The organism is Legionella birminghamensis, assembly GCF_900452515.1.
Taxonomy (GTDB): Bacteria; Pseudomonadota; Gammaproteobacteria; order Legionellales; family Legionellaceae; genus Legionella_C; species Legionella_C birminghamensis.
Genome location: NZ_UGNW01000001.1, coordinates 623,231 through 638,811 on the forward strand (window position 1 = coordinate 623,231; position 15,581 = coordinate 638,811).

Consider the following 15,581-nt stretch of genomic DNA (forward strand, 5'->3'; position numbering starts at 1 on the left):
GCAGTGTATTATTTCGCGATTTACAGGATCCCGCGTATAAAACGCGGGCCTCTTTTTAAGCAATGATACGCGGTTCCTTTACGAAGAGGATGAGGGGTTTTGGTAGTCGGAGCTGTTGCTGCCGGTAGCGAGACCTGCGTCGGGTTCTGCTGCGTGGGAGTTTTGTAGTAACAGAATGGTTTCTGTTAATAAGAGACGCTCTTGCTGTTGTCTGCTTAAATACATTTGATAGTTAATTTCAGCCAGTAGAACAGCGATTTCTTTTTGGACAGTTGCCGAGTTGGCCGTGTTGATTTGCTCCACCCATTGCTGTTGGGGTTGTCCTCCAGTGCTGCTGCTCTGGTCGCTGTTGAAAAGTCGCCAGGTTGCCATGGTGTATTCACTCAAGGCCTGGCTGGTGGTATTGCCTGAGCTGCCGCCAAGGCTTTGAGGCATGCGTTTTGACAATATATAATACAGATTGCTTACGCCTACAGATACTTGTGCCGCATAAGTGCGAAGGCGGGTGAGATAATCAGTCAAAGTGGTTTGGGCCTGGAGCTGATCAGAGAGTTCTGTATTTTTACTGAGGTTAAGTGCTTTATTATACAAGGAATCGTAGGTGTTTCGATCGGGCAGGGCAACTGGATTCACTTGTCCAGTGACATAACGAATAAAATTGGCAGCTTCCTGTACCTGACTATTGGCTGTTAAGCCCTGATTTTGCGAATCCTGTGATATCAATGGCGAAGAGGTGCTGGTTTGTCCACTGGCGTTGGTGCTAAACAGTAATGGAGAAAGTAAGGCATTGCTGTTTAACTGTGAAACCAATCCCTGGGTATAGGTGCTGGTAAAAAACTGATCAGTTGAAGGCAGGGTGCCGATAACATTAGACATTACCAGACTGCGATATAAATACTGGCATTGTTGTTTCCAGGTGCCATCATTATTGACGCAGTAGCTGCTGTTGGGCGTGGCTAAAATATTAAAAACCGCCTGGCTTACGGGATCAGACAAGTATTGCTTATTCGCAGTCTGATCAATTAAGGCTGAAGCGCTCACCCCGCTTCCTGAACTGCTGCCATAGGATGGGAATGTAGTTGCTGCCAGACTGTTGATTGTATTGTTGCCTTGTGAACCGCCATTAACGATAGGCGCTCCCTGGCCGCTGCTGCCGCCACTGGAGCTTCCCGGAGAAAGCAGGGCGCCCAGAAAACTGTAATAACTGGATACTTCCGGGTTCAGATTATTTTGCGAGTTCAATAGCAGATTGCTGAATGTACTCGCGCCGCTGGCTCCCTGGCCACAGGTGCTTCCTGTTGTACAGTACTGGGTGATGTCATAGCCGAAATATTTTCCAAGGTTTTGCAGATAGGTGGGCAGATCGCTTTGATTTCCCCCGCCGGCATCCCCGCCCGCTGGCGGAGCATCTTCTGCCATCACGGCCGATGTACAAATTAACAGTAAAGCAGGTAAAGCCTGTTTCAGTTTTAATAGCATTATTCTTCCCCTTCAAGAGCACGAGCAACAAGTTTTAAGCGATATTCTGAAAAAACGCGTCCCAGCAGGCGCAGGCGTTCAAATGTAATATTTCTTTTCAGAAAAAAACCGGCTGGATCGTGACTGCCCAGGCTGGTTTCTTCCGCATGAATCAGAATACGCGAAGCACTACCCGGATGTACAGTATCAATGGCTTGTAAAAGCCTCAAGCCGCGACCCGATTTAATATTTCCGGCCATGCGAATGAAGGCATCCTCCTGGCCTAGCATTCCCATATCGATTTTATCGATGTCATCGAGTTCTTCTCCGAGCTGTTTAATTGCTGCCTCCAATTCGGGATTGCCATCCATTGTCCAGTCTTCCACGCTTTCCATAAAGGTGATGACGCGATAGATCATTGGATCGACATATTCAAACCAGTATTGGGCTGAGGCTTCATGACTTAGATCAGGCATACATTTACTCTTTTTTTACTGTCAAACTAATTGATAGACTGGGGGCTATGTAACTACTATAGTATAGTAAGTGGTAGAAAAATCTAATACATAGAAAGTAAATTTTATGAAAAAAGAAAGTCATTCGCGAATAGGTACTATTATCAGGAGTATCTTTAACATTCGTTATTGGATTGATTATGATCGTTTGAAATCCTTTACTATTTACCTGGGTAATGGATTTAAAAAAATGTTTGTCCCCCAACAGAGTACAACAGGCGAATCATTCAAACAGGCTGTTCGGGAATTGCATATAGATGATGCCGAGTTGCTTGCTCGTCAGAAAGGTTTATACCGCCTGAGCATCATTATGGTGATCGCGGCTGTTTTTATGTTTGGTTATGCGGGTTATCATGTATTTTACGGCTCTCTAAAAGCAGTATTAATTAGCCTGGTTGTAATGCTTATTGCCTTGGCTCTGGCTTTCCGCTATCACTTTTGGTATTACCAGATTAAGCATCGTCGATTAGGAGTTTCTTTCAAGGAATGGTATAGGAAGGGTCTGTTAGGTGAAAAACATGAATAAATTATTATTGGGTCTGATTTCGGCTTTAATGCCTGTATTAGCTATCGCTCAAGACAGCTCTGGCGCCGGCAGCAGCGGAAGTTCTATCAGTTTTGCCCCCCCGCCCAGTGATTATTCAGTTGTTTTTCTGGGGAATATCTTTGGTATAGTTGACGGCGTATTGCATGGTACTGGCAGCCAGATTATGGGAACCATGTTTGGAGTCTTTAACTCTGCGGTATTGGCTCTCGGCGGAATCATCATTATGTACACCCTGCTGGTGTCTACCGTTAATACTGCCCATGAAGGCCAGATGCTTGGGCAGAAGTGGTCTTCTATCTGGGTTCCTTTGCGTTCCACTTTTGGTTTGGCACTTTTGATCCCAAAGGCTTCCGGTTACTGCCTGATGCAGATTTTCGTCATGTGGGTAGTCGTCCAGGGGGTTGGGGCAGCTGATAAAGTCTGGCAGGCGGCATTAAGTTATCTGAACAGGGGAGGGGTGATTGTTCAGGCCCAGATGGATCCAATGAAATCAATTCTCGGGGATAATGGCAGCATTGCAACCGGGGCATCCGCTATTTTGGCGGGACAAGTCTGTATGCTTGGATTACAGAATACACTGAGCACTGTCCAGCAGGGATATAAGAATCAATCGGCCAAAAACTCCGGTCCCTGTACCAATGGACCTAGCAAGCAGATGCAGGATTTTTGTCAGAATAATGTGCCTGACTTTCTTAATTCAGTGAATGTGGTTACTGTGCAAAATAATAATCCGAACAACTCGAAGCAGTCTGTTCCAATGCCTAACTTCGGTTCTGATTCTGCCTATGCGTTTTTAAATGGGATCTGCGGAACCATTCAGTGGAATTCCTATCCTGCTGACAAGATTACAACAATCGAAAAAAATATTTCAACTCTGGATAAGAATGAAATCGACACTGTAAAAATGTCCCGGGCGATTGCCATTCAACAGATGTATCAGGATCTATCGCAGGTGGCGACTGTGATGGTCAATAATGACCCCAAATTAAACCCTCAAAGTACAACAGGAGGGAATTCCGACAAAGATAGCAAGTTCTCAAAAGTTGCCATCCAGCAATATGGCGTTCCCTACATGTCGACAGGAGTGCCTTGTACCAGCCCGGATAAAGATTGTATCTCATGGGGAAGTGATTCCTCTTCCAGCTCGACAGCGCCACTGTTCAATGGTACCGAGTTTCAGGGGGCTGTGGCGGATTATAATGGGATTATGCTGCCCACGCTCAATCTTTTCCAGCAGGCCAGTGAAAGCAGCACTAAGGATAATGTCAGGGATTTTATTGCCAAGGCAGAAGCTCAGGGATGGCTAATGGCTGGCAGTTACTTTATTGACCTCGCTAAAATTAACTCTTCAGATATCAAGTTGTCGAATCAAACGGATTCTGACTCAGGTCTTAATAGCAGCTCTGCTGACACCAGCACAATGACTAATGCCTTTGGTGGAGACGGAACCTGTAAGGGACAGTACTCCGAGTTATGCCAATGGTATCAGGGCGATGATAAATACGTAAAACACATCGCTGGCCTGATTGATGGATCGACCGTATTAAATTCCGGATTAGATGCCCCGACCTTTAATTCCATAAGCCATAAAGCAGTAAGCGGCCTGGGCTCTTCAACCACCTATGGCTATATCACCAATGCCTCCATGGTACAATTACCTGGACAACCAGGCATTGTTACCGCGCCAAAGTTCGCCATGAAGATTAACATTACGTTTACCCCCTTTTACCTCAAACCAATGAGCTTTAGTTGCGGTAAGGTACAGATTCTGTTCTTCGTATTCTGTCTGGGCGAAATGTTTGGGGTGCTGCTATATAACGTTATCTTCGTAACCCTGTTTAATCTGTTCCTCTCCATGATGGCGCAAATCATCAATATGGTGGTCCTGACCTTCCTTTCTGTGCCCTTGCAGGGGATGGCTCAGATTTTCACCTACGGTGTATCGTTTATTCAGCAGCCTACGGTAAATCCGGTCATTGCACTGGCAAATATGGGGGTAAACTATATCAACTTTGCCAATGAACTATGGATTTATCTCCTGATGATGGCGATTACCAGTATATTGATCCCCTGGTTTGGTGTATTCATATTCCCATTGATCGCCATGGTAATGCCGCTATTGATTGCCTGGTTAGGTACAATGGTCAGCATTGGATTTACTACGGCCTATTTTATTCCCTTCCTGCCGTATATGATTTTTACCTTTGGTACTATGGCATGGCTGATTGCAGTGATTGAGGCGATGGTCGCGGCACCCATTGTTGCCTTGGGTATCACCCATCCTGAGGGTGAGGGTGCCTTCGGTAAAGGGGAACAGGCCATTATGATTCTCATGAATGTCTTTTTACGCCCTGCGATGATGATTATTGGGTATATTGCAGCGATAGCCCTGTCCTATGTGGTGGTATGGATTATCAATGCCGGTTTCTATAATGTGGTTACCTTTATTCAGGGGGATCCAAGCGGCTCAGCCTTTAGTTACAGCAGTTCATCGGGTGATCCGAGCAAGCAGGCGGGTGCAATCAATACAAGTACAGGATATACAGGATGGGCGGGTATTTATGGATTCTTCTTCTCCATTCTCGTTTATACCATGATGTATGTAACCGCAGTAACCAAATCGTTCACGCTGATCACCTATCTTCCTGATAAAGTGCTGCGATGGATTGGCGGCCAACCTGAAGGTATTGGCCAGGAAACCTCGCAATGGGCTGAAGAACCCAAGAAACAGATAAGTGACGCTGGTGCCAGCACAGCTAAAGCGGCTCAGCAGATCGATAAACAGCTCAGCGGTTACGCGATGAAGGGTGTTAAGAAAGCAGCCAGCGCCGTCAGCTCGCCGGGAGCGAATGTCGAAGCGAGTGCCGGGGAATAATGGCGACTATCGCTTCCAGTGGTAGCGAATATCCCGAATCCCGGTGTAGACCACCCCGAATCCCCGCGGCATCGACCGCGGGGCTCATGCCTGTTGGAGTAGTATGGTCCTCAGACAGGTTTCAATGTTGCCAAAAAATAGGATTTAACAGGTCGTCATAAACAAGTGTTCTTAACATTAAATTGGCTTCGTGTGGGCCCCGCGGTCGAAGCCGCGGGAATACGATAGCTTTTAATTCTCATGCACTTGCAGGGTCCAGTGTTTCTCTACGAGTCTTCTGGATCCCTCAGACACAAGCCGAGGGGATTTAATTGATAGGCGATCCTTACAATTATTCTCTCTGATAATCTTTCGTACCCGCCATAATCAACTTATAAACCCGTTCACTAATAATTCCCTGTTCGAATTTATTCCGGGCATCTACCGTCATTAACTGGCCTTTCTGACGCACCAGTTTACGAGTTAGAGAAGTTACTTCATTAGGATCGCCTTCCAGCAGGATATCACGTACCTCTTCATCAAAAACCAGGTATTCTCTTAAGGCTACCCGTTTTTCATCAACAGTAGGGACCAGTTTTTGCCAGATACAGAGGCGAATCGTTTCCAGAATATCAATGGTACGGCCCAAACGTTCTTCTCCGCTAAATGAGGTTACCAAACGGCGCATGGTTTCGGCTACTCCAGAAGTATGCAGGGTGGTATAAACAGGGTGTCCGGTTAATGCCGCTTCAAGCGCCGCGCTGATTGTTTCAGCATCCCGGCATTCTCCCACCATAATCAGACGAGGCTTTCGACGCAGTGCATTACGAACCCCATCTGCGAAATCGGGTAAATGCCTTGGTATTTCCGATTGGCTGACAACTGCCGATATGGTTTCAATTTCATCAAAAACGAACTCAATAGGTGCTTCATAAGTAAGAACCTTCCGATTGGACTCTCGGGTTTCAATCAGTTCACGAATGATAGAAGCAAGAAGTGTAGATTTGCCCGAACCAGTCGCTCCGGTGATAAAAACAATGCCTTCCTGGGGCGCAATCGCTTCCAGAATATTGTCGGGAAGTCCCATAGTCTCCAGTTTTGGAGGGGTAGTAGGAATCGTTCTTAATGTGATTTGTATGGCATCATGGCCCTCGACCAGGCAAGCAGTGGCATTGACGCGGTAGCGGTATCGAACGCCGCGATTGGGACGAAACTCATAGTGAGTATCGATATCTTTACCGGATAATAGCTGAGTCGTGGCGTTAGGCCCATAAATCGAGTTAATCAGATCACCCAATTCAGTATTGGATAAACTACGATTCGTGATTTTCAAAAGCCTGCCGTACACTTCAGCAAAAATGGGCGAACCCGTTTGAATGGTGATGTCAGAAGCATGCAGACTTTCGGCATGCTCAAGCATTTTATCCATAAAAATTGGCGTGAATCGAGTGGGCTCATCTGGCATCAGATTAATGTTACTCATATGCAATCCTGAATTTAAAGAGTTGAAATTGATTTTGTGAATTATTCAGGCTTTAATTTGGCCTAGCCTGTTGCTTGATGACCTTGCGCTTGCTTATCAAGGCTACACCTGTTAAGTGTAGCCATTCCAGCGCTTTGTCTCAATTTTTCAGAAGAATTAACTTGTCTTCATTGCGAAGGGATTGCTATTAATTCACCGGCGCGATTACAGGCTGCCAGGCTTTGCTGGTGACCGTGATATTGGTGTTCTGCGCCAGTTTATCCATATTCTTAAACTGCTCCAAGGCATTCTCGTCTTTCTCCACCGCTGCACGCCATTCCTTGCTGTTAATGTTAAGGCCGGGAAGAGCAGTGATACGCAGGACGCGATCGTCAATGTGGATTTCTGAAGCATCCCCGGTGATCCCTAATTCGGTATGGGATACAAAGGGAGGAGAAACCATATTCATGGCTAAAAGTTTTCGATAGAGAATCATTCCTGAAAAATCTTCTTTAATACGGGCAACACTTTCCTCCAGGATGGTATTCGCCTGGTCAACACCATTTTTCCAACCTTTTTCTACATAAGTGTTCCAGATTATCTTCTCTTCCTTGCATTTAGGCAGCAGGCTTACATGGGGTGTTTCCGGTTTTTTGTAGTCCATCCACAGATATTGGCGCCAGGTGGGAGGGGTTGTCACAAAATGAGATTGTTTCGCGACCTTGTATACCCTGTCGGAAACGTGAATAGTCTGCATATCCGCAAGATTTAAGGTGTTGCGGCCTTCCAGCAAAACTGGCGGTAAAATATTATTTTCAAGAATAAGGCTATTAAAGTCATAGACCGCATCCAGAGTCCTTTGCTGTCTTGTCAGCTCATCATTAATCTGGCAGGCTCGCCAGGCCAGCCCGGATTGAGCACCAAGACTTAAAGCGGTTTCCTTCAGCGCCATTTCCCTGATTTTACCTATGGTGGGCATACTGCGTGCAGCAGCGCCGGTATTGCCCATCGCGATTAATCCTGGCAGTGTGCTGGTATCAATAACCGTCACTGTGGACCGATGCGAACATGCCACCAAAAGGGTCAAGCAGCAAAAACTTAAACTAGGAATAAATTTTGACATATCTTAATTCAACTACCTGACTGTTTGGATAAACATGGATATTCGCCTTGTGTTTTGCCTGATAATCAATATTCCGCAGGATTTCGGCAAGGCTTTGATCTTTGGCATTAAGACTGATCAGTACCGGAATAGCAGGCTCCGGGCCGAGTACCCTTAGTCGATAATGGGCGGCTTTGGCAATACGTGCGGTTAATTCCTCAATAGGGCCGGACCAGTCAACCGATGCTCTGGCCTGGAGATTGTAGGCATTAGGAATTGTGAGCGTATTATCTACATTGGGAGGAACGATACTTTTCTCGACTCTGGTCATCTGCAGCATGGAATCGCTGATAGAAGAAGCCGCTTCCGCAAGTTTAATCGTTGCATCATCGCTTGGATCATTCATTGGAGGTTTTTTATAGATTCCCGTGCCTTTACAAGCTTGCAATAAGATAGCAGTCGCAATCAATAGTGCCAATTTTTTGTTCATTATTTGTTCGGCTGTTTAATAGATCAGTACTGCAATGATTGAAACAGGAGGCTGTCACCTTGTCAAGAAGTACTTTAAGCAGGAGGTCAGAAAATCACCGGCTTTCCTGGGCTTAGAGGGCCTAAAGTTTTTCATAAAGTGAAAAAAATACCTGTCCTGCCTGTTTGACCTTGAGCAGTTTCCACTGAGTCGTTTCAAGTGCCAGCGACACTGGGGATTCAACATAAAGAAAACCGCCGCGTACAAGCAGATTAGCTTCGGCGATATCCTGAATACAGGCTTCCTGCAGATTATCCGAAAAAGGGGGGTCAAGGAAGATGAGATCGAAGCTCTGCTGGCATTTTTTAAGATAAAGACGGGCATCAGTATGAATTATCTGAATATCATTGGCCGGAAAAGCCGCTGCCGTTTTCCGGAGTTGCTCAATGACCGGTTTTGAAGCTTCCAGAAAAACAACATGGGCGGCGCCGCGTGATAAGGCCTCAAATCCCAGTGATCCGCTGCCGGCGAATGCATCCAGGCAGCGCTTGCCGTTAATGGAATGCATTAGCCAGTTAAAAAGGGTTTCCTTAACGCGGTCGGGAGTAGGCCTCAATCCCTCGGACGATGGAAAGTTAATCTTTTTTCCGCGGAATTTACCGCCAATGATTCTTACTGTATTTTTCACATTTTCCCTACGCTAACCAGTAGCATGCGTTCTGGATGAATAGTTGTATCAAATGCTTTTTTAATGTCAGCTGTTGTTACTGCTTCAATACGTGCTACATAAGTATCCAGGTAGTTATCAGGTAGATTATAGAAGCTCATGCGCAGGAGCATGCCAGCAATATTTGTGTTGCTTGATAACGATAGAGGAAAGCTGCCGATCAGATACTGTTTGGTGGCATTTAGCTCTTCGTCTGACGGACCTGTTTTCAGAAAATCATTCAACGTGTCCTGAGTCATCTTGAGTGCTTGCTGAGTCTGATTATTCTGTGTGGAGAAACTAATCATAAAAGGACCATTACCCGGCATAGGCATGAATTGGCTGCTTATTCCATAGGTCAGGCCATTTTTCTCGCGAATTTCATTTGAAAGGCGAGAGACCAAAGAGCCGCCGCCAAGAATGTAATTTCCGACCATTAATGGAAAATAATCGGGATTATCATGTTGTATGCCTACTTGTCCCAGTTTCAGGACTGTCTGCGAAGATGAAAAATTGAAATTAACCTGTTCCGGGCCAGCGAAAGGCTCTGATTTTGCGATTGAAGGCGCTTTAGTACCAGTCGGCAAATTCTTAACCAATCTTTCAGCAATTTCATGGGCTTGCTGGCTGCTGATTGCTCCTACCATGACAATAACGGCATTATTGGCCACATAATACTTTTTATAAAAATCCCTAACCTGCCAGCTGGATATTTTTTTCAATGCGTCAACAGTTCCATTGACTGGATGGGCATAGGGATGATTCTTATAGAGCTTGTTGAAAAATAAATTATTGGCGATGTCGCCAGGGGATTCTTGCGCCTGGGTTATCGCAATGATCTGCTGGTTTTTTTCGCGGTTAAGTGCATCCAGCTTGAAATTGGGTTTGTTAATGATAAGGGTAAAGATGTCCAGCGCGTCGTTTAATGCGGGCTTGCTGGTTAAGGTTTTCAGGCGCAATATGGCCATATCCCGGCTGGCTTCGCTATTGAACTGAGCGCCGGTATTGGCTATTTTTTCGGCGATCTGATTAGCATCCAGATTGCCGTTTCCCTGATCCAGCAGGCGGTTAGTCAGCGCACTTAAGCCAAAATAATTGCCGTCATAAGCGGAACCGGCTGCGAAAGCCACGCTGATATCAAGCATGGGCACTTCATTAGCCTGGTAAAAAACAACGCGCGCCCCATTGCTGGTATTCCACTTTTCAGTTTTAAAGGAAGCCGCATGAGCGCTTAAACTTAAACTGCTGATTAGTAAACCAAATAAAAAGTAAATTGTTCTCATTGTAATTCCTTGGACTGCAATAATGGATACAAACGTGCTTCTGTGATTGTATTGTCATTAAAATAACGTTGGGCAGCTTCCTGAATTTGCGCAGGTGTAATGGCCTCGATTTTAGCCGTATAAGCTTCGGCAGTTTCCCAGCCCAATCCGATAGTTTCCAGTAACCCCAGTTCCATCGCTTGCCCAAAAATAGAATCTTTTTCAAAGGTTTTCTGGGCGATAATCTGTGTTTTGATTCGATTCAATTCGACTTCGTTGACCGGCTCGGTTTGCAGACGATGAATTTCGCGCAGCAAAGCCGTTTTTAATTCGTCCATAGTATGCGATTGAGTAGGGATACCAAAAAGGACAAACTGTGTTTGATATCGGTTATACAAGTTGTAATAAATATCCACATTGCTGGCCATATGGCTGCCGCGAACGAGGTTTTTGGCAAACCGTGAGCTTTCCCCTGCGTCCAGAATCCCGGCGATCACTTCCAGAGCATAAGGTTCCCAATTGGTTTTTGCTGTTTTAACACTGGGGACTGAATAGCCAAACATAAGCATTGGCAGCTTTGCGGGGGCATGGATGGCGACGGATTTAGCCCCAAGATTAGGCGGTTCCTGCTGGGATTTGCGTACAAAATTTGGTTTTTTCTTAAGCGGGCTAAAATATAATTTTGCCAATTCATGCACTTTTGCCGGATTAACATCCCCAACGACCACCAGGGTGGCATTATTTGGGGTGTAAAAACTCTGGTACCATGCACGTGCGTCATTAACGCTCATTTGCTCCAAATCAGTCATCCAGCCAATCACTGGGTGGTGATAAGGGGCAGCCAAATGGGCAGTCGCCAGATAGCGTTCAAAAGTAAGCGCTTGCGGATTATCATCCGTACGCATGCGCCGTTCTTCCTGGATGACTTTTATTTCCCTGGAGAATTCCTGGGGATCCAATAGCAGGTTTTGCATACGATCCGCTTCCAGTTCAAAAGCAATAGGAAGTTGAGTGGCAGATATTTTTTCAAAATAGGCTGTATAATCGTTATTAGTAAAGGCGTTTTCCTGTCCCCCAATTCCGGCAATTGTTTTTGAAAAAGCGCCGAGAGGGTATTTGGGTGTGCCTTTAAACATTAAATGTTCCAGCGCATGGGATACGCCGGTTATTCCGCCAGGCTCATCAGCAGAGCCGACATTGTACCAAACCATGACCACAGCCACAGGGGCGCGGTGATCTTCCTTAACAATTACTTTCAATCCATTGTCCAAAGTAAATTTCTGTACCCCAGCCAAAGCGAGGGAGGACAGCAAGGTGAAGAAAATTGCAAATACAAGGCGCATGGATTAACTCCCAGCGAAAAAAAGTGATAGAATTCCATATTTCCTCTCTTTTGTATACCTTATGATTAAATGGTTTAAAAAAAAACAGGATGTTTCTTCTGAAAATCCGCTGCCAACGCCTGAAATCGATACTTCAGCGGGGGCTGAGGAAAATTTTACAGTCAAACCCGAAGAAATCGAGGCGGCTTCGATTGATGAGCATTCTTTGCCAGAAGCTCAGGAAGAAGAACCACGATTGAGCCTGTTTACGCGTTTTAAACGCGGCTTGGCTAAAACCCGGCAGCAGTTTGGGGACAGCGTTGGGCGTTTACTGCTGGGTAAAAAGCAAATAGATGCGGGGTTGATGGATGAGCTGGAAACCTTATTGATTAGCGCTGACCTGGGAATTGAAACCAGCCAGGAGATTTTACAGCAATTAAATGAGGGGATGGCGAGAAAACAACTCAATGATGGGGATGCCGTATTTTCCAGCCTGAAAGAAAAACTGGAGGCAATTCTTTCGCCTTGCTCTGAACCCTTACTTATCGACAATCAGCAGCATAAACCCTTTGTTATTCTGGCTGTAGGCGTGAACGGGGCTGGAAAAACCACTACAATTGGCAAGCTGGCCAAGCAATTCCAGCAACAGGGTAAAAAAGTTATGCTTGCTGCAGGGGATACGTTCCGCGCTGCTGCGGTCCAGCAGCTCCAGGTTTGGGGAGCAAGAAATCAAATCCCCGTGATCGCCCAACATACTGGGGCAGACAGCGCCTCTGTTATTTATGATGCCCTGCAGGCGGCAACTGCCCGCGGAATAGATATATTGATCGCAGACACTGCCGGTCGTTTGCATACCCAGAATAATCTGATGGAAGAGCTTAAAAAAGTGAAACGGGTCATGCAGAAAATTAATCCCGCAGCCCCCCATGAAACAATGCTGGTGCTTGATGCCAGTATAGGGCAAAATGCCCTGAATCAGGCGCGCGAATTCCATCAGGCAATTGGTTTGTCGGGTATCACCATGACCAAGCTGGATGGAACAGCGCGCGGCGGAATTTTATTTGCGATTGCCAATGAGTTAGCGATACCATTTCGCTATTTGGGAATTGGTGAGGGAATCGACGATCTGCGTCCCTTTGAGCCGTCACAATTTGTCAGGGCATTGTTTAATGATAATTAAATTTGAACAGGTCAGTAAACGCTATCCGGGTGGGTTTGAAGCATTAAGCCAGGTTGATTTTTCTCTTGAAAGAGGAGAAATGGCTTTTCTTACAGGTCATTCAGGCGCTGGCAAAAGTACCTTGTTAAAGCTGATTGCCAAATTGGAAGATCCTTCGTCCGGGCAAGTGACTGTGAATAATGTTCGCCTGAATCAGTTACGCAATAATGATATCGCCCGATATCGCAGCAGTCTGGGGATTACATTCCAGTCTCCTCATTTGCTCAATGATCGCAGCGTCTTTGATAATGTCGCCCTCCCTTTACAGATCCAGGCAATTCATCCTGTGCAAATTGCCAAACGCGTTCATGCCGCGCTGGACATGGTTGGTCTGCTTAGTAAGGAAAAAATGCTGCCCATTCATTTATCTGGCGGCGAGCAGCAGCGAATAGGCATCGCGCGGGCTGTAGTCCACAAACCGGATTTATTACTAGCGGATGAACCGACAGGAAACCTTGATCCTGGCTTGTCGGCTGAAATTATGAAGCTATTTGCGCTTTTCAACCAGGTTGGCGTGAGCGTTTTGATTGCCACCCATGATCTGGCTTTAATTGCCGGAATGAAAAATCGAATCATTATGCTGAAGGGAGGCCGGATATGCTGAATGATCTTCGTCAGGTGGGCGCTTATCATTTACAGGCAGCGACCAACAGCTTTAATCATCTTTGCCGGAAGCCCCTGGCGACCATGATGACGGTAATTGTCATAGCGATTGCATTGACCTTGCCCACTTTATTCTGGGTTTTTTCGGATAATTTAAATCAGTTAACTATTGATTGGCAGCAAGGGGGCCACATTTCACTTTATTTGAAACCGACGGTCACCCCTGCTGAACAGACTGCTTTATTACAGGAAATTCGCTCGGTGTCCGGAGTGGGGCAGGCTTCTTTGAAAACAGCTGATGAAGGTATGCAGGAACTCCAACAGCAGGAGGGCATGCATGATATTATGAAATATCTACCTGAAAATCCATTGCCCGCCGTTATCGATGTTATTCCTGCCGTTTCAGTGAATAATCCCTTGCAGGTCAGGCAGTTATTCGAGCGTTTGCAGTCTCTTCCGCAGGTTGAGCAGGCGAAGCTCGACATGGAATGGATTACCCGTTTGCATGCCATTTTGGGATTTGCTGGAAAAATTGCCCATGCCCTGATGGCCTTGTTGGCATCCGCAGTCGTATTAATTGTGGGTAATACCTTGCGTCTGGCTATCCATAACCGTCATGAAGAAATCCAGGTGTTAAAATTAATTGGTGCGACAGAGTCATTTATTCTTCGTCCTTTCCTTTATTCAGGTGTCTGGTATGGTTTGCTCGGGGCAATTTTTGCTGTGCTTTTTGTCAATATTTTTATGCTGAGCATTGCCGTCGCTGTGCAGGAGCTAGCCTCTGTCTATCATATGAACTATCCTCTTCAGGGATTGTCAGTACAGCAAGCCTATTCCATAGTACTGGCAGCCATTCTTTTAGGTTGGTTGGGAGCCAGGTTGTCTGTAAGAAGGCAGTTGGCTGCAATAGGACCTTATTATTGACAAGCGACGCAGTGGCTTCTCATCTTCATTCGAAAAGACGGGAGCAGGGCAGCCATATTGTAATTTTCTTTACAAAGGGTGTATAATATGATATCAAACAGCTTGAACAGTGTTTTCTAATTTTCCCGCTGTCTCTCTAATCATATAATTACTTTCAAACAGGATGACAGCTTTAGCTTTTTGATTTATGGTGGTGGAATAACTGGAGGAGCAGTATGAATCAGCAGTTACAACTAGCATCAGTCAATTTACCCATTGGAAGCCTCGATGCCTATATTCATCGAGTGAATCTTATCCCAATGCTTTCTGCTGAAGAAGAACATGATTATGCCGAACGCTTTCAAAATGAAAACGATTTGGAAAGCGCACGCCAACTGGTATTGGCCCATTTACGCTATGTAGTGCGCGTTGCCCGCGGTTATCTGGGCTATGGTTTGCCTTTAAACGATTTAATTCAGGAAGGCAATATTGGTCTGATGAAGGCGGTAAAGCGCTTTGATCCAAAAATGGGAGTGCGTCTGGTTTCTTTTGCAGTCCATTGGATTAAGGCAGAGATTCATGAGTTTGTATTACGCAACTGGCGTATTGTGAAGGTCGCAACGACCAAAGCGCAGCGTAAATTATTTTTTAATCTGCGGCAAATGAAGAACCGCCTGGGTTGGATGAGCTGTCAGGAAGTTGATGATGTTGCCAAAGATTTGGGGGTTCCCCGCGAGGAAGTCCTTTTGATGGAGCAGCGATTAAATGCCATGGATCCTTCCTATGATGCCCTGGCCACCGATGAGGACGATGAGGCTTACAAGGCGCCTGCCCACTTCCTATATGAAGAACATAATGATCCCGCTTATCTGGTTGAGCAGGAGCGAAGCGGTGAACTGGGTCGGGATAATTTATCCGTTGCTTTTGAACGCCTTGATGAGAGAAGCCAGGATATCTTGCAGCAGCGCTGGCTATCCGACGATAAAGTGACTTTGCAGGATCTGGCCGAAAAATATAGCGTTTCAGCCGAGAGAGTACGGCAGCTTGAAAAAAATGCAATGAAAAAACTTCGCCAATACATGGAAGAAATGAACTGAAGTTACGAGCTGAAAGTGTCAGACAATTCTCAGAAGTTTTCAATATATGCTGAGCAATGCCC

Annotated in this window: 14 protein-coding genes; 6 read left to right on the plus strand and 8 right to left on the minus strand. The window is 45.8% G+C overall.

Annotated elements, in window-relative coordinates:
- Positions 1 to 78: 78 nt before the first annotated feature.
- The gene (icmX, locus tag DYH42_RS02715) at positions 79 to 1,479 is read right to left on the minus strand and encodes a type IVB secretion system protein IcmX (protein WP_058522247.1); all 1,401 of its coding nucleotides are present in this window, start codon (positions 1,477 to 1,479) and stop codon (positions 79 to 81) included.
- Positions 1,479 to 1,934: a type IVB secretion system protein IcmW gene (icmW, locus tag DYH42_RS02720; RefSeq protein ID WP_058522246.1), complete on the minus strand. Its 456-nt coding sequence runs from the start codon at positions 1,932 to 1,934 to the stop codon at positions 1,479 to 1,481. Before icmW ends, icmX begins: the two co-directional genes overlap by 1 nt.
- 106 nt (positions 1,935 to 2,040) lie before the next feature.
- Here icmW and icmV point away from each other — a divergent pair, with 106 nt between their 5' ends.
- Together icmV and dotA are read left to right on the plus strand one after the other, a co-directional pair.
- Positions 2,041 to 2,499 carry a type IVB secretion system protein IcmV gene (icmV, locus tag DYH42_RS02725; RefSeq protein ID WP_058522245.1) on the plus strand — a complete coding sequence of 153 codons (459 nt, stop codon included), beginning with the start codon at positions 2,041 to 2,043 and terminating at the stop codon, positions 2,497 to 2,499.
- Positions 2,492 to 5,395 carry a type IVB secretion system protein DotA gene (dotA, locus tag DYH42_RS02730; RefSeq protein WP_058522244.1) on the plus strand — a complete coding sequence of 968 codons (2,904 nt, stop codon included), beginning with the start codon at positions 2,492 to 2,494 and terminating at the stop codon, positions 5,393 to 5,395. Before icmV ends, dotA begins: the two co-directional genes overlap by 8 nt.
- Before the next feature lie 331 nt (positions 5,396 to 5,726).
- Here dotA and dotB read toward each other — a convergent pair whose 3' ends face one another.
- The 6 genes from dotB to DYH42_RS02760 form a co-directional block, all read right to left on the minus strand.
- The gene (dotB, locus tag DYH42_RS02735) at positions 5,727 to 6,839 is read right to left on the minus strand and encodes a Dot/Icm type IV secretion system ATPase DotB (RefSeq protein WP_058522389.1); all 1,113 of its coding nucleotides are present in this window, start codon (positions 6,837 to 6,839) and stop codon (positions 5,727 to 5,729) included.
- A gap of 205 nt (positions 6,840 to 7,044) precedes the next feature.
- A complete protein-coding gene (locus DYH42_RS02740; RefSeq protein WP_058522243.1) occupies positions 7,045 to 7,959 on the minus strand; it encodes a type IV secretion system DotC family protein in 915 nt (304 codons plus the stop codon).
- Positions 7,940 to 8,428 (minus strand): type IVB secretion system lipoprotein DotD, encoded by a 489-nt coding sequence (gene dotD / locus DYH42_RS02745; RefSeq protein ID WP_058522242.1) that lies wholly within the window; start codon positions 8,426 to 8,428, stop codon positions 7,940 to 7,942. The genes DYH42_RS02740 and dotD overlap by 20 nt, the downstream gene beginning before the upstream one ends.
- Positions 8,429 to 8,549: 121 nt before the next feature.
- A complete protein-coding gene (gene rsmD, locus DYH42_RS02750; RefSeq protein ID WP_058522241.1) occupies positions 8,550 to 9,095 on the minus strand; it encodes a 16S rRNA (guanine(966)-N(2))-methyltransferase RsmD in 546 nt (181 codons plus the stop codon).
- A complete protein-coding gene (locus tag DYH42_RS02755) occupies positions 9,092 to 10,396 on the minus strand; it encodes a M16 family metallopeptidase (RefSeq protein WP_058522240.1) in 1,305 nt (434 codons plus the stop codon). Before DYH42_RS02755 ends, rsmD begins: the two co-directional genes overlap by 4 nt.
- Entirely contained in the window at positions 10,393 to 11,718 is a 1,326-nt protein-coding gene (locus DYH42_RS02760; RefSeq protein ID WP_058522239.1) for a M16 family metallopeptidase, read from the minus strand. The genes DYH42_RS02755 and DYH42_RS02760 overlap by 4 nt, the downstream gene beginning before the upstream one ends.
- Positions 11,719 to 11,779: 61 nt before the next feature.
- Between DYH42_RS02760 and ftsY the strand changes: the two genes are divergently transcribed.
- From ftsY to rpoH, 4 genes are all read left to right on the plus strand, one after another.
- The gene (ftsY, locus tag DYH42_RS02765) at positions 11,780 to 12,877 is read left to right on the plus strand and encodes a signal recognition particle-docking protein FtsY (protein ID WP_058522238.1); all 1,098 of its coding nucleotides are present in this window, start codon (positions 11,780 to 11,782) and stop codon (positions 12,875 to 12,877) included.
- Entirely contained in the window at positions 12,870 to 13,520 is a 651-nt protein-coding gene (gene ftsE / locus DYH42_RS02770; protein ID WP_058522388.1) for a cell division ATP-binding protein FtsE, read from the plus strand. The genes ftsY and ftsE overlap by 8 nt, the downstream gene beginning before the upstream one ends.
- Positions 13,514 to 14,443, plus strand: coding sequence for a permease-like cell division protein FtsX (gene ftsX / locus DYH42_RS02775; RefSeq protein ID WP_058522237.1), 930 nt, complete (start codon positions 13,514 to 13,516; stop codon positions 14,441 to 14,443). Before ftsE ends, ftsX begins: the two co-directional genes overlap by 7 nt.
- A gap of 215 nt (positions 14,444 to 14,658) precedes the next feature.
- Positions 14,659 to 15,519: an RNA polymerase sigma factor RpoH gene (gene rpoH / locus DYH42_RS02780; protein WP_058522236.1), complete on the plus strand. Its 861-nt coding sequence runs from the start codon at positions 14,659 to 14,661 to the stop codon at positions 15,517 to 15,519.
- The last annotated feature ends 62 nt before the right edge of the window (positions 15,520 to 15,581 follow it).

What these genes read in the sequence shown, in the direction of transcription:
- icmX (WP_058522247.1), bottom strand. Translation starts at nt 1,479, where the DNA reads ATGCTATTAAAACTGAAACAGGCTTTACCTGCTTTACTGTTAATTTGT.
- icmW (WP_058522246.1), bottom strand. Translation starts at nt 1,934, where the DNA reads ATGCCTGATCTAAGTCATGAAGCCTCAGCCCAATACTGGTTTGAATAT.
- icmV (WP_058522245.1), top strand. Translation starts at nt 2,041, where the DNA reads ATGAAAAAAGAAAGTCATTCGCGAATAGGTACTATTATCAGGAGTATC.
- dotA (WP_058522244.1), top strand. Translation starts at nt 2,492, where the DNA reads ATGAATAAATTATTATTGGGTCTGATTTCGGCTTTAATGCCTGTATTA.
- dotB (WP_058522389.1), bottom strand. Translation starts at nt 6,839, where the DNA reads ATGCCAGATGAGCCCACTCGATTCACGCCAATTTTTATGGATAAAATG.
- DYH42_RS02740 (WP_058522243.1), bottom strand. Translation starts at nt 7,959, where the DNA reads ATGTCAAAATTTATTCCTAGTTTAAGTTTTTGCTGCTTGACCCTTTTG.
- dotD (WP_058522242.1), bottom strand. Translation starts at nt 8,428, where the DNA reads ATGAACAAAAAATTGGCACTATTGATTGCGACTGCTATCTTATTGCAA.
- DYH42_RS02755 (WP_058522240.1), bottom strand. Translation starts at nt 10,396, where the DNA reads ATGAGAACAATTTACTTTTTATTTGGTTTACTAATCAGCAGTTTAAGT.
- DYH42_RS02760 (WP_058522239.1), bottom strand. Translation starts at nt 11,718, where the DNA reads ATGCGCCTTGTATTTGCAATTTTCTTCACCTTGCTGTCCTCCCTCGCT.
- ftsY (WP_058522238.1), top strand. Translation starts at nt 11,780, where the DNA reads ATGATTAAATGGTTTAAAAAAAAACAGGATGTTTCTTCTGAAAATCCG.
- ftsX (WP_058522237.1), top strand. Translation starts at nt 13,514, where the DNA reads ATGCTGAATGATCTTCGTCAGGTGGGCGCTTATCATTTACAGGCAGCG.
- rpoH (WP_058522236.1), top strand. Translation starts at nt 14,659, where the DNA reads ATGAATCAGCAGTTACAACTAGCATCAGTCAATTTACCCATTGGAAGC.